This window comes from Nocardia sp. NPDC059236, from assembly GCF_042754085.1.
In the GTDB taxonomy this organism is placed as follows: Bacteria; Actinomycetota; Actinomycetes; order Mycobacteriales; family Mycobacteriaceae; genus Nocardia.
Map to the genome: position 1 here is coordinate 560,469 of NZ_JBHZAF010000003.1, position 12,358 is coordinate 572,826.

14 protein-coding genes are annotated in these 12,358 nt (G+C 68.4%); 10 read left to right on the forward strand and 4 right to left on the reverse strand.

Annotated features, from left to right (window positions below):
- The first annotated feature begins 60 nt into the window (after window positions 1-60).
- The 7 genes from ACFXIV_RS11580 (at window position 61) to ACFXIV_RS11610 (ending at window position 4,845) form a co-directional block, all read left to right on the forward strand.
- Window positions 61-981 carry a hypothetical protein gene (locus tag ACFXIV_RS11580; RefSeq protein WP_379399556.1) on the forward strand — a complete coding sequence of 307 codons (921 nt, stop codon included), beginning with the start codon at window positions 61-63 and terminating at the stop codon, window positions 979-981.
- 107 nt (window positions 982-1,088) lie between these two features.
- On the forward strand, window positions 1,089-1,844 hold the full coding sequence (locus ACFXIV_RS11585; protein ID WP_379399557.1) for a hypothetical protein: 756 nt from the start codon (window positions 1,089-1,091) through the stop codon (window positions 1,842-1,844).
- Between the two features lie 34 nt (window positions 1,845-1,878).
- On the forward strand, window positions 1,879-2,493 hold the full coding sequence (locus ACFXIV_RS11590) for a hypothetical protein (protein WP_379399558.1): 615 nt from the start codon (window positions 1,879-1,881) through the stop codon (window positions 2,491-2,493).
- Window positions 2,494-2,548: 55 nt separating this feature from the next.
- On the forward strand, window positions 2,549-3,094 hold the full coding sequence (locus ACFXIV_RS11595) for a hypothetical protein (protein WP_379399559.1): 546 nt from the start codon (window positions 2,549-2,551) through the stop codon (window positions 3,092-3,094).
- A gap of 177 nt (window positions 3,095-3,271) precedes the next feature.
- The gene (locus tag ACFXIV_RS11600; protein WP_379399560.1) at window positions 3,272-3,727 is read left to right on the forward strand and encodes an Ig-like domain-containing protein; all 456 of its coding nucleotides are present in this window, start codon (window positions 3,272-3,274) and stop codon (window positions 3,725-3,727) included.
- A gap of 22 nt (window positions 3,728-3,749) precedes the next feature.
- Window positions 3,750-4,232: a hypothetical protein gene (locus ACFXIV_RS11605; protein WP_379399561.1), complete on the forward strand. Its 483-nt coding sequence runs from the start codon at window positions 3,750-3,752 to the stop codon at window positions 4,230-4,232.
- Window positions 4,233-4,488: 256 nt separating this feature from the next.
- Window positions 4,489-4,845, forward strand: coding sequence for a hypothetical protein (locus tag ACFXIV_RS11610; RefSeq protein ID WP_379399562.1), 357 nt, complete (start codon window positions 4,489-4,491; stop codon window positions 4,843-4,845).
- A 106-nt stretch (window positions 4,846-4,951) separates the two neighbouring features.
- Here ACFXIV_RS11610 and ACFXIV_RS11615 read toward each other — a convergent pair whose 3' ends face one another.
- The 3 genes from ACFXIV_RS11615 to ACFXIV_RS11625 form a co-directional block, all read right to left on the reverse strand.
- Complete coding sequence (locus tag ACFXIV_RS11615) at window positions 4,952-5,641, reverse strand: response regulator transcription factor (protein ID WP_154790977.1); 690 nt, start codon at window positions 5,639-5,641, stop codon at window positions 4,952-4,954.
- The gene (locus ACFXIV_RS11620) at window positions 5,638-6,888 is read right to left on the reverse strand and encodes a sensor histidine kinase (RefSeq protein ID WP_379389222.1); all 1,251 of its coding nucleotides are present in this window, start codon (window positions 6,886-6,888) and stop codon (window positions 5,638-5,640) included. The genes ACFXIV_RS11615 and ACFXIV_RS11620 overlap by 4 nt, the downstream gene beginning before the upstream one ends.
- A gap of 165 nt (window positions 6,889-7,053) precedes the next feature.
- Entirely contained in the window at window positions 7,054-7,440 is a 387-nt protein-coding gene (locus tag ACFXIV_RS11625; RefSeq protein ID WP_379399563.1) for a winged helix-turn-helix transcriptional regulator, read from the reverse strand.
- An 88-nt stretch (window positions 7,441-7,528) separates the two neighbouring features.
- On the opposite strand from ACFXIV_RS11625, the gene ACFXIV_RS11630 reads away from it, so the two are divergent.
- From ACFXIV_RS11630 to ACFXIV_RS11640, 3 genes are all read left to right on the forward strand, one after another.
- Window positions 7,529-8,224 (forward strand): NADPH-dependent F420 reductase, encoded by a 696-nt coding sequence (locus ACFXIV_RS11630; RefSeq protein ID WP_379399564.1) that lies wholly within the window; start codon window positions 7,529-7,531, stop codon window positions 8,222-8,224.
- A gap of 47 nt (window positions 8,225-8,271) precedes the next feature.
- Window positions 8,272-8,835: a TetR/AcrR family transcriptional regulator gene (locus ACFXIV_RS11635; RefSeq protein WP_379399565.1), complete on the forward strand. Its 564-nt coding sequence runs from the start codon at window positions 8,272-8,274 to the stop codon at window positions 8,833-8,835.
- Between the two features lie 81 nt (window positions 8,836-8,916).
- The gene (locus ACFXIV_RS11640) at window positions 8,917-9,948 is read left to right on the forward strand and encodes a medium chain dehydrogenase/reductase family protein (protein WP_379399566.1); all 1,032 of its coding nucleotides are present in this window, start codon (window positions 8,917-8,919) and stop codon (window positions 9,946-9,948) included.
- An 87-nt stretch (window positions 9,949-10,035) separates the two neighbouring features.
- On the opposite strand, the gene ACFXIV_RS11645 is transcribed toward ACFXIV_RS11640, so the two are convergent.
- Window positions 10,036-12,084, reverse strand: a complete 2,049-nt coding sequence (locus ACFXIV_RS11645; protein ID WP_379399567.1) for a CocE/NonD family hydrolase — start codon at window positions 12,082-12,084, stop codon at window positions 10,036-10,038.
- Window positions 12,085-12,358 lie beyond the last annotated feature (274 nt).

Consider the following 12,358-nt stretch of genomic DNA (forward strand, 5'->3'; position numbering starts at 1 on the left):
CACGGTACTGGGTGCGTCAGGACTTCTGGCCAGGCGACTGAGCTGTTAGCGTTCCGCATTGTGACGGCAGGTGCATCGGCGAGCGGACCGACCGGGCTGCGACCAGCGGCGAAGATCGACCCGGCGCCCGAAGTTGAACTCGACTTCCCGCGGGAGTGGATCGAATTCGTCGATCCAGCAAATGATGAGCATTTGATCGCGGCCGATCTGACCTGGCTGCTCTCGCGCTGGACCTGCGTTTTCGGCACCCCGGCATGCCAGGGCATCATCGACGGCCGGGAGAACGACGGCTGCTGCTCGCACGGCGCGTTCCTCTCCGACGAGGAGGACGGCAAGAAGCTGCACCAGGCTGTGAAAATGCTCACACCCGAGGACTGGCAGCTGATGGACAAGGCCGTCGACGAGAAGGGCCGGGTCCGCAAGAAGCTGTATCTGGAAGAGGACGACCTCGACGACGAGCCCGCCCTGCGCACCCGGCGAGTGGACGGCGCCTGCATCTTCCTCAACCGGCCCGGCTTCGCCGAGGGCATCGGCTGCGCGCTGCACACCATGGCGCTGCGCAAGGGCCTGGAGCCGCTCACCGTGAAGCCGGAAGTGTGCTGGCAGCTGCCCATCCGCCGCACCCAGGAATGGGTGGACCGGCCGGACGGGGTGGAGATCCTGCGCACCGTGATCACCGAGTACGACCGCCGTGGCTGGGGGCCCGGCGGCCTGGATCTGAACTGGTACTGCACCGGTTCGCCGGATGCGCACGTCGGCACTCGCCCGGTGTGGGAGGCTTACGCGCCCGAGCTGATCGAGCTGATCGGCCAGCCCGCCTACGACGAGCTGGCGCAGCACTGCAAACGCCGTCAGGGCCTGGGCATCGTGGCGGTGCATCCGGCCACGGCCATCGCGGAGGAGAAGGCCGCCGAGGCCGCGAAGCGGGAGGCCGCGGCCGCGAAGAAGGCAGCCCGGAAGGCGAAGCCCGCGCAGCAATAGCGGAGAACTAGCCAGTAATTTTCTGAAATTACCCAATTTCACATTGCCCCTCCCTTACTGTGCGACGGACCCCTACCCACATGGGTCGCAGCACAGGAGTACGCATAGTGAGCAAAATCCGCTTGGGCGGCCGACATCTCGGTATCGGTCTCGCCGGGCTGGCCATCGCGACGGGCGCAGTCACCGTTCTGGCCACACACGAAGCCCCCGCCGCCCACGCCTCGGTCGACTCGGTCTCCATCTCGGGATCGAACTGGACCGTCGGCACCAGCTACACCCTCAGCGCCAACCTCTCCGGCGCCTCGGTCGGCCTGCTCGTCTACTGGAGTGACAACGGCAGCAGCCTGACCCCGGTCGGCAAGGTCCCGTGGCCCCCCGGCCACGCCAGCCTCGACTGGACCCCCAAGACCCCCGGGCAGCACGTCATCACGTGCTCACAGGGCAGCACCACCCAGACGCTGATCGTGAACGTCGGCGACGGCACCACCACCACGACCGTCCCGCCGACCACCACCACAACGGTCCCGCCGACCACCACGACCACGGTCCCGCCGACCACCACAACGGTGCCGCCGACCACGACCACCACGGTCCCGCCCACCACCACCACTGAACCGCCGACGACCACGACGGTGCCGCCGACCACCACGACCGAGCCGCCCACCACCACAACGGTTCCGCCGACCACCACGACCGAACCGCCCACCACCACAACGGTTCCGCCGACGACGACCACGGCACCGCCGACCACCACCACCGAACCGCCCACCACCACAACGGTTCCCCCGACCACCACGACCACCCCCGGCGGCGGTGGCAGCGGCGGCACCGGCAGCGCCAACGGGCTGCCCTTCGGTCTCTGATGGAGACCAATTCCCCTGAAATCCAGGAGTTTTCATGAGAATCACCCCCATGGGGCGCAGCCTCGGCGCGGGTCTGGCCGGGCTGGCCATCGCGACCGGCGCGGTCACCGTCCTGACCACCCATGAGGCCCCGGCCGCGCACGCCAGCGTCGACTCGGTCTCCATCTCGGGATCGAACTGGACCGTCGGCACCAGCTACACCCTCAGCGCCAACCTCTCCGGCGCGTCGATCGGCCTGCTCGTCTACTGGAGTGACAACGGCAGCAGCCTGACCCCGGTCGGCAAGGTCCCGTGGCCCCCCGGCCACGCCAGCCTCGACTGGACCCCGAGCACCCCGGGCCAGCACATCATCACCTGCTCGCAGGGCAGCACCACCCAGACCCTGATCGTGAACGTCGGCGACGGCACCACCACCACGACCACGGTGCCGCCGACCACCACGACCACGGTCCCGCCGACCACGACCACGACGGTCCCGCCCACCACCACGACCACGGTCCCGCCGACCACCACCACGACGGTGCCGCCCACCACGGTCCCGCCCACGACCACCACCACGGTCCCGCCGACCACCACGACGTCGCCGGGCAACAGCGGCAGCAGCGGTGGCGGCACCGGCAGTGCCAATGGCCTGCCCTTCGGGCTCTGATCCGATTCCCACCCCAATTCCTCTGGGGCACACCATGAGAAGCACAGGAGTACCCATGCGCAGCAAACCTTCGGGCCGCGTGATCGGGGCCGGGCTGGCCGGCGTCACGGTGGCGGCTGCCGCCGCGGTTGCGGTGGCCATGTCGCCGACCGCGAGCGCCACCGTCGACGTGATCACCATTTCCAGCGCCACGCCCACCGTCGGCGGCGACTACACCCTGCACGCGTCCCTGTCGGGCGCGTCGGTCGGCCTGCTCATCTACTGGAGCGACAACGGCGCCGGCCTGACTCCGGCCGGCAAGGTCCCGTGGCCGCCGGGTGAGGCCAGCCTCGACTGGTCGCCGTCCACCCCGGGCCAGCACATCATCACGGCCTCGCAGGGCAACAGCACCCAGACCCTGGTCGTGAATGTCGGCAGCGGTTCCGGTGGCACAACCACGACCACGCCGCCGACCACGACCACCACCACGCCGCCTACCAGCAACCCGACCACCACCACGCCGGGCAGCGGCGGCACTGGCAGCAATGGCACGGGCAGCGCGAGCGGCAGCGCGGGCACCCTGGTCGGCGGACTGCTGCGCGGGCTGTTCGGCAGCAGCTAGCAACCACCCGATTCGGGTACGGCGTGACGGGTTTTCCGGTGGGGCCCGTCACGCCCACCAGGACCAAGCGGACGCTTGCTTGATTATTTTTTCGAAATAGCCACGCTTCACACATTCGGTCACTTAGGGTGCGGAAGCCCGCACATCTCCCCGTGGGGCAGCACAGGAGAGCAACACATGCGCAACACACCACCGAGGATCCGCGCGCGCCGAGCCGGCGTGGGGATCACCGGCTTCGCCGCCCTCGCCGCCGCGGCCGTGGTCGCGGCCCCCGCGTCCCTGGCCGCGGTCGACACGGTCAGCATCGACCAGACGAACCCGGTGGTCGACAAGGCGTACACCATCTCGGCCACCCTCAGCGGCGCCTCGATCGGCCTGCTCGTGTACTTCAGCGACAACGGCAACGAGATCGGCCCGCCCAAGATCCCGTCCCCGCCCGGACACGCCTCGATCAGCTGGCGGCCCACCACCAGCGGACAGCACATCATCACCGCGTCCCAGGGCCCCAACAGCCAGTCGATCGTCGTGCAGGTGGCCGACGCGCCGCCCGGCTCGGGCTCCAGCAGCAGCGGCAGCGGTTTCGGGCCCGCCGGTCCGCTCGGCAGCGGCAGCAGCGGCACCACGCCGAACTAGTAAGCGAGACAGGACTTTCCGCATGAGCAGCATTCGCGCATCGAGATCAGCCCGCCGGATCGCCGCGGGCGTCGCGGGTCTCGCGACCACCGCCGCCGTGGCCGTGCTGGCCGCGCCGCAAGCCGCCGCCACAGTCGACTCGGTCGCCATCTCCGGCACGGCCCCGTACACGATCAACACCAGCTACACCCTCACCGCGAACCTCAGCGGCGCGGGGATCGGCCTGCTGGTCTACTGGTCGGACAACGGCGCCAGCCTCACCAATGGCGTGGGCATCGTGCCGTGGCCGGTCGGTTACTCCCACGTCGACTGGAAGCCCACCACCGCGGGCCAGCACATGATCACCGCCTCGCAGGGCGGCAACACCAAGACCATCATCGTGAACGTGACCGATCCGTCCCAGCCGGGCGGTGGCGGTGGCACCGGCGGTGGTGGCGGGACCGGCAGCGCGGGTTCGGCGCTGGGCGGCCTGCTCGGCGGGCTGACCGGCAGCGCCGGCTCGTAGCGCACCGGTTTCGTGCCCGCTGTCACATCGCGGCGGGCGCGAACGCCCCGAGCCCGGCCCGCGTCGTTATGTGACGCGATCGCGGGTGTCCGGGAGGTGAACAACCGGTGCGGCCCGGCGACAAACGAATCAGGCTGCGCAGAAGTATATTTCGCATCCCCTCCGGTCCGATGACCTCGGGATGTGAATAGCCCGAAGTATGCGCGACATTGTTCCGCTATTGCGAATTCACCGGAGCGTGTTAGACATCCTGGCCATGATCAAGAAAACTCTCGCCGTCACCGCGCTGGCCGCAGGTGCCGTTCTCGCCATCGCGCCGCAGGCCTTCGCCGACAACGCCGACCCCAATGCGTACAGCGATCGCACCGCCGACTTCGTCGCGTACAACGATCCCGCCGTCATGGGCGCCAAGGATGCCGGCAAGCAGATCATCGTCAGCCCGTACGGCACCAGCCACACCATCGCGTGCAAGGGCAATGGCGCCGACGTGCCGTGGTACGGCTGCATGCAGCAGGACAACCCGGGCCTGGGCTGGATCATTCTGGACAAGCAGGACCTGCCGGGCCTCGGCCCCGCGTGGGTCGACACGATGAAGAACGACCCCAACGCCTAAGCACCGAAGACTGCCGGGGGGCCGCACGAAGGACTTGGTCGGGAGTAAGCCGAACCCGCCCGCTTCGCGAATTCGAAGCGGGCGGGTTCTTTGTCGTCCGGGTGGGCTACGCCTCGAGCTTGTAGCCCAGGCCGCGCACGGTGACCAGGTGTTCCGGCTTGGCCGGGTCGGCCTCGATCTTCGAGCGCAGGCGCTTGACGTGCACGTCGAGGGTCTTGGTATCGCCGACGTAGTCGGCGCCCCAGACGCGGTCGATGAGCTGTCCGCGGGTGAGCACGCGACCCGAATTGCGCAGCAGGTATTCGAGCAGGTCGAACTCCTTGAGCGGCAGGGTCACCGCCTTGCCGTTCACCTGGACGGTGTGGCGGTCCACGTCCATGCGCACCGGGCCGGCCTCCAGCACGCTGGTCTCGCTGCCGTTGTCGGGTTCCTCGCCGGCGCCGCGGCGCAGCACGGCCCGGATGCGGGCGATCAGCTCGCGCGAGGAGTAGGGCTTGGTGACGTAGTCGTCGGCGCCCAGTTCCAGGCCGACCACCTTGTCGATCTCGCTGTCGCGCGCGGTCACCATGATCACCGGGACACTGCCGCGAGCGCGCAGTTGCTTGCACACGTCGGTGCCGCTCATGCCGGGGAGCATGAGATCGAGCAGGACGATGTCCGCGCCGGAACGGTCGAACTCGGCCAGGGCGGCCGGGCCGTCACCCACCACGGTGACCTCGAACCCCTCCTTGCGCAGCAGGAACGCGAGCGGATCGGCCAGCGACTCCTCGTCCTCGACGATCAGCACACTCGTCATCGGGTTGCCTCCACACCGTTGGTTCTGGCCCGCCCGAGGGGGCGCGAGCCGTTTTCCTTCTTGGCCACCGGAACACCGGTGGCAAGTCTCTTGTCGACCTGCCCGTTGGAATCGGCAGGGTGGGCCGGGATACGCAGGGTGAACGTCGATCCGGTGCCCAGTTTGCTCCACAGGGTGATCTCACCGTTGTGGTTGGCGGCCACATGCTTGACGATAGCCAGCCCGAGGCCGGTACCGCCGGTGGCACGCGAGCGCGCCTTGTCGGCCCGGAAGAAACGCTCGAAGACGCGCTCCTGGTCCTCCTTGGAGATGCCGATGCCGCGATCGGTGACCGCGATATTGACGTAGCCGCCGCGCAGCGCCCGGCTCACCGACACGTGCGAGCCGCGCGGCGAGTAGGCGATGGCGTTCTCGACCAGGTTGGACAGGGCGGTCACCAGCAGGGTCTGGTCGCCGAGCACCTCGAGGCCGCTGGTGGCGTCGGTGGAGACGGTGATGCCCGCGGCCTCGGCCACGTTGCGGGAGCGCTCGATGGCCTGGGTAACGACGGTGTCGACGTCGACGGCTTCCAGTTCCGGCAGCCGTTCCGCGCCCTGCAGGCGGGACAGTGCGATGAGCTCGGTCACCATCTTGCCCATGCGGCGGGCCTCGCCGTGCAGGCGTTCCCCGAAGTGCCGCACCGAGTCCGGATCGTCGGCGGATTCCAGCAACGCCTCGGCCAACAGGCTCATGGCGCCGACCGGGGTCTTGAGCTCATGGCTCACATTGGCGACGAAGTCGCGGCGGGTGGCCTCCATGCGGGCCTGCTCGGAGTCGTCGTCCGCGAACAGGACCACGAAGTTCGTGTTCTCCTGCGAGAGCGGCCGAGCAACCCCTCGGACAGCGAGGCGCGCGCGGCCCGGCATGGGGATCTTGGCGGTGAGTTCGAAATCGACGTCCTGGCCGCCGGCCAGCACCTGTTCCACCGCGGCCCAGGCGCGCTCGTCGAGCAGGCGGTCGTGGACGACGCCCAGCTCCTCGGCGCGCGGGTTCACCAGCACCACGTCCCGATACTGGTCCACCACGGCGATGCCGGACTCGGAGGCGAGCACGATCAGGTCCAGGACCTGGGACATGGTCAGCCCGGTGTCGGTGGCGGCGCGCAGGCGCTCCTGGCGAGCGTTCACATACGGAATGAGCAGTCCTCCGACGGCCAGTCCGACTACGGCCGCCAGGACTGCCAAAAGCACGGCCTGTGGAACGCTCACACTTTGAATCGTACGGTCGCCGACGCGTGGTCAAACCCCGGGTGCTGGAAGTTTCACGCAGGTCATGGGTACTTCCATCCTCGTTAGCCCGGCGTTTACGCAATGTTCGGTCAGCGTGTCTCGACCGCTGAGCGCCCTTGCGGCAACCACTTTCGCGATCGCGGATCAGTCCTCGGCGTCGCCGTAGAGGGCGGTGCGGACGGTGTCCCCGTGGCGGTCCGCCCACTCCCCCAGCGCGAAGATGGGGATGAGCAGATCCGCGCCCGCCGGAGTCAGCGAATACTCCACGCGCGGTGGGGCTTCCGCGTATCGGCGACGTGCCAGCAATCCCATCCGCTCCATGCGCCGCAGCGTCTGGGTGAGCATCTTCTGACTGATGCCGCCGATCGCCCGCCGCAACTCCACCGGCCGCATCGGGCCCTCGCGAAGTGTGTAAACGATCACAGTCAGCCACGAATTGCCGAACACGTCCACGGCGAGCCGCGCGGGGCAATCGGATTCGAGCCTGCCGTACTCCGCGAATTCCACCGGTTCGATGATCTCGGCCGTCATGAATCCAGCCTGCCACCGCCATTGGGCACCCGGGAGTGCGCATCGGAATCCCTAGCGTCGATTTCGCAAGCCAGACCAAGGAGTTCACATGCGAATCGGAATCATCGGAGCCGGACAGATGGCCCGCGCCCTCGGCGGCGGCTGGGCCGCGGCCGGACACGAAATCGCGCTCGGTGCACGCATTTCGGCCCGCGCCGACGAGGCAGTCGCTGTCATCGGCCACGGCGCACGAGCCACCACCATCGCCAACGCCGCTCGCTTCGGCGACATCACACTGCTCGCCGTCCCGGTCGACGCCCTCGCCGAGGTGCTCGCCGCGGCGAACTCGGAGGACGTGACGGGGGTGGGTGCGGCGGACGGAACCGACGGACGGCATGCCCTGGCGGGCCGCGCGCTGATCGACTGCACGAATGCCTTCGCGCCCGACAGCGGAGGGTTCACCCTTTCCGAACCCGCTGTCGCCGAACGGATCGCAGCCACTGTGCCCGGAGCCCGTGTGGTGAAGGCGTTCAATCTGCTTGCGGCCGAGGTCTGGGCGGGCCCGCACCGCGAGTTCGAGGGCCGCCCCCTGACCGTCCCGCTGTGCGGCGACGACCCGAACGCCATGGCGACGGTGGCCACCCTGGCCACGGACCTGAAGCTGCATCCGGTCCACGCGGGCGGCCTCACCCAGGCCCGATACCTCGAAGCCACTTCGGCTTTCGTCGTCGGTCTCTGGTTCGCGGGCCACGACGCCCGAGCCATGCTCCCGCCCTTGGAGTCCGCCTTCGCCGTTGCCGATTAGGCCCGTGGGCTTGCCGGGAGCCGCAGAGTGAGTGTACGGTCACTCACATGAACAGGCGCGGGATCGCACTCTCGACTTCGGACATTCGACGGGAAGCCGTGCTGGACGCGGCCATCACCGAATTCGCCAAGACCGGATTCCATGGGACCCCGATCAACACCGTCGCCGCGACGGCCGGGATCTCCCCCGCGTACGTGTTCAAACTGTTCCCCAGCAAGGTGGAGTTGTTCGTCGCCGCGCTGGACCGGTGTTTCGAGCGGGTCGAGGGGGCGCTGGCCACCGGAGCCGCCCGGACACCGGGCGGCGATCCGGAGCGGGTGCTGCACGAAATGGGCGGGGCCTACGCCGAATTGATCGCGGACAAGAGCCTGCTCATGCTGCAGGTGCACGCCCTGTCCGCGGCCGATACGCCCGATATCGCCGCGGCCATGCGCCGCGGCCTCCAGCGCATTACCGACTTCGCCGAAACCCGTTCCGGCGCAACGGGTGAGCAGGTGCAGCACTTCATGGCCTACGGACAGCTGTGCCACCTGATCACCACCCTCGGCCTGGACGCCGGCGAGGGCGCCTGGGCCGCCACCCTGACCGCGGGAATCCGCCACTTCAACTGAGCTTCACACGCCCTCCGACGAGGGCGTTTTCTTTCACCCACAGAGTGATTGACCAATCACACACCAGAGAGGGACAAACCGATGTCGAACATCATCGCCACCGAGGTAGTGCTGCCGGGACGCGTCGAGCCGGAGGGCCTGACCGTCACCGACCGCGAATTGCCGCCGCCGGGCACCGGCGAGGCGCTGATCCGCATGGAGGCGACGGGCGTGTCCTTCGCCGAACAGCAGATGCGGCGCGGCAAGTACTACGACCAGCCCGCGTTCCCGTTCGTGCCCGGCTACGACATCGTCGGTGAAGTACTGGCGGTGGGCACTGGGGTCGATCCGGCCCTCGTCGGCCGCCACGTCGCGGCGCTGACCAAGATCGGCGGCTGGAGCAGTCACCTCACGGTGCCCGCGGGCGATCTGGTGCCGGTACCCGACGGGCTGGCGGCGGATGCGGCGGAGACCTTCGTCGTCAATGGCATCACCGCCTGGCAGATGCTGCACCGGAAGGCGAAGGCCCGTGCGGGGCAGACGATTCTGGTGCACGGGGCGAACGGCGGCGTCGGCTCGACGCTGGTGCAGCTGGCGCGTGCCGCCGGAATCCGGGTGATCGGGACGGCGTCGGCACGCAATGCGGACGCGGTGGCCGCGCTCGGCGCACTACCGGTGGACTATCGCGGGGACGTGGCGGCCCAGGTGCGGGCGCTCGCGCCGAACGGGGTGGACGCCGTCTTCGATCATGTCGGCGGTCCCGGCATCGTGGACTCCTTCGCATTGCTGGCGCCCGGCGGCACCCTCGTCTCCTACGGCAGCGCGGCCACCAAGGACGAGGAGGGCGATTCCCGGCTGCCGGTGCTGAAGCTGTTCGCCCGGCTGCTGTGGTGGAACGCGCTGCCCAACGGGCGGCATGCGTCCTTCTACAACATCTGGGCCGGACGCCGCCGGCTCGCCCGGTTCCGGGCTCAGCTCGCCGCGGACCTCGGCGCGGTGCTCGATCTCGCGGAGCGCGGCGTGCTGCACCCCCAGATCGCGGCCCGAATCCCGTTGCGGGAGGCCGCACGGGCGCTCACCCTCGCCGAATCCGGCACCGTCACCGGCAAAGTCGTCATCGTCGGCGAAGCCTGAACCTCGGCACCGATGCGGGCGAAAAGCAAAACCCCGGGTGTGCACGCCGTTGTGCACACCCGGGGCTTCGATCCCGGAGGGACGGATTCACCAGCCGGTGTTACCGCGGACCGGGATGTTCACGAAGCTCGGACGGTCGGGGTCGAGCTGGAGGTGCTCGGGCTTCAGACCGGTGTCGATGAGCATCGGCAGGATGGGAAGGCCCTTGGGGAAGTTGCCGGCGAAGACGTCGACGCGCAGGCGGTGGCCCGGCTGCAGGACGGCCTGGGTGCCGCCGAGGGCGATGTCGAGGGTGGTGGCCTCGCCGGGGACGGTCTCCTCGCGCTTGTCCAGGGAGGTGAAGGCGCGCGGGTCGGTGTAGTCGCCGTTGGCGGAGCGGGTGCTGTCGGCCTCGTCGACCTGGCGCAGCGAGGCCATGAGCTCGCCGGAGGTCAGCACGGCCGACTGGCCGTCGGGCGCGACATCGTTCACGGTGACGGTCCAGTAGCCGTCGGCGGCGTCCTGAACGGTGTTGAGGTGCACCGCGATCGGGCCCGAGACGGTGGTGGCCTCGGCCACCGGCGCGCTGGTGAAGGTGAGCGCGTTGGTCTCGGCGATGCGGGAGTCCTTGGCGCAGGCGTCGACCAGGTTCAGGATGCCCGCGGTGGCCTGGGCCGCGTCATTGGAGCAGACGGTGGACAGGCCGGGCGCGACGGTGAGCCGATCGGTGTCGCCATTGGCGTCCGCGGTGAGCGAGCCGTCGTAGACACTGTTCGCGGTGCCGGAGCGCTGCGACGAGAGGTACATGCGGCGGTAGTCGGCGGCCTCGGAAACCGGTGCGGTGGACCCGAATCCGCCCTGGGTGGTCCAGCCGCCACCCTGCTGCTTGAGGGTCACCGGGCCGTACTGATCGATGCTGTTGTCGATGCCCTTGAGCCACTTGTCGAACCAGGCGCGCTGCAGCACGTCCAGGCGCGGCGGCGCCCCGACCCGGTTGACATCCGCACCCGAGGTGACGTGGTAGGTGTTGCCCATGAGCAGCTGCTTCTGGCCGGGCGGCAGCGGAATCTGGTTGTAGATCTTGGATTCCGAGTAGGTGAACAGGTCGTGCCAGCCGCCGGTCACGAAGGTCGGCACCTGAATCTTGGCCGGGTCGCCCAGCCACTCCTGGCGTTCCTGGCTGAAGCCGTTGAGCATGTCCTTGACGCGCGGGTCGATGCTGTTCATGTCCGTGCTGGTGTAGGCCGACATGAGCACGTCGAGGTAGCCGAAGGGATCGTTGACGCGGTCCTGCAGCCATTTGAAGTCGAAGGCGCCGTTGGCGATCGAGGCCAGGTCCGGCACCCACTTGAGGCCGTTGATGGCGCTCAGCCACAGCGGAATGAAGTTGACGCCGAAGCCGCCGCCGGGCGCGAGCACGTCGTCGATGAGGTCGCTGCCGGGCACGATGGGGAAGATGGCCTTCAGCGCGGGCGGCTGTTTCTCGGCGGCCTGCACCTGGTTGATGGCCGAGTAGGACAGGCCGTTCATACCGATGCGGCCATTGCTGAAGCCCTGTTTGGACGCCCAGTCGATGACCTCGACGGTGTCCTGCTGTTCGCGGCCGCGCAGCATGTCCCACTCGCCCTGCGAGAAGCCGGTGCCGCGCACGTCCACGACGACCTGCGTGTACCCGGACCTGATGAGCTGGCGGTCGACGGAGAAGTTGCGGAGTTCGCCGTTGCCCGCCGCGTTCAGCAGTTCACCGAAGCCGGTGAGCGGAGTGCCGTCGAGGTGGATGTTGCGGAAGACGTCGAGGAGCGCGTCGGACAGGCCGGGGATGGAGAAGGCGCTGTCGGCGACGTTCGACACCAGCTTGGTGTAGGGCGTCATATTGACGACGGTCGGCGTCGGGGCGTCGATGGGATGACCCGCGGCGTCGGCCGGGTGGTAGACATTGGCCTTCAGGACGGTGCCGTCACTCATGGTGATCGGGACGTCCCAGTCGATGAAGACGTTGGGGTACTGCTGCTGCCCGTCCTCGGTGGTGGTCCATTCGGCGCCCGCGGCACCGCCGTCGGGGCCGGTGGGGATGGAGGCATCGGCGGTGATGCCGGCAACAGGCAGGAGCAGAGCGGCCGCGGCGGCCGAGACCGTGGCCCGTAGCGCGTGCTTCATCGAACGTGATCTACCTCTCGCAAATGGTCGAACGCCCAGCAGCATATCTACTCCGAAGTAAGTTGCAAACCCCGGTTACAGACACCGATTTAAATTGGCAACGATTCGGCAAATTATTTTGCGAGACAGGGAAATACCCTACGGTCACGTAGTGAGACGCGGATCACAGTAGCGGATAAGGCATTCCGATCGAGGCTTCGACGCGAAAAATTCGCCGGAAATGAAAAACGCGCTGTGACCGGATAATTCGGTCACAGCGCGAGTTTCGTTTCGA

What these genes read in the sequence shown, in the direction of transcription:
- ACFXIV_RS11635 (WP_379399565.1), top strand. Translation starts at nt 8,272, where the DNA reads ATGAACAGGCGCGGGATCGCACTCTCGACTTCGGACATTCGACGGGAA.
- ACFXIV_RS11630 (WP_379399564.1), top strand. Translation starts at nt 7,529, where the DNA reads ATGCGAATCGGAATCATCGGAGCCGGACAGATGGCCCGCGCCCTCGGC.
- ACFXIV_RS11600 (WP_379399560.1), top strand. Translation starts at nt 3,272, where the DNA reads ATGCGCAACACACCACCGAGGATCCGCGCGCGCCGAGCCGGCGTGGGG.
- ACFXIV_RS11640 (WP_379399566.1), top strand. Translation starts at nt 8,917, where the DNA reads ATGTCGAACATCATCGCCACCGAGGTAGTGCTGCCGGGACGCGTCGAG.
- ACFXIV_RS11590 (WP_379399558.1), top strand. Translation starts at nt 1,879, where the DNA reads ATGAGAATCACCCCCATGGGGCGCAGCCTCGGCGCGGGTCTGGCCGGG.
- ACFXIV_RS11645 (WP_379399567.1), bottom strand. Translation starts at nt 12,084, where the DNA reads ATGAAGCACGCGCTACGGGCCACGGTCTCGGCCGCCGCGGCCGCTCTG.
- ACFXIV_RS11610 (WP_379399562.1), top strand. Translation starts at nt 4,489, where the DNA reads ATGATCAAGAAAACTCTCGCCGTCACCGCGCTGGCCGCAGGTGCCGTT.
- ACFXIV_RS11615 (WP_154790977.1), bottom strand. Translation starts at nt 5,641, where the DNA reads ATGACGAGTGTGCTGATCGTCGAGGACGAGGAGTCGCTGGCCGATCCG.
- ACFXIV_RS11595 (WP_379399559.1), top strand. Translation starts at nt 2,549, where the DNA reads ATGCGCAGCAAACCTTCGGGCCGCGTGATCGGGGCCGGGCTGGCCGGC.
- ACFXIV_RS11605 (WP_379399561.1), top strand. Translation starts at nt 3,750, where the DNA reads ATGAGCAGCATTCGCGCATCGAGATCAGCCCGCCGGATCGCCGCGGGC.
- ACFXIV_RS11625 (WP_379399563.1), bottom strand. Translation starts at nt 7,440, where the DNA reads ATGACGGCCGAGATCATCGAACCGGTGGAATTCGCGGAGTACGGCAGG.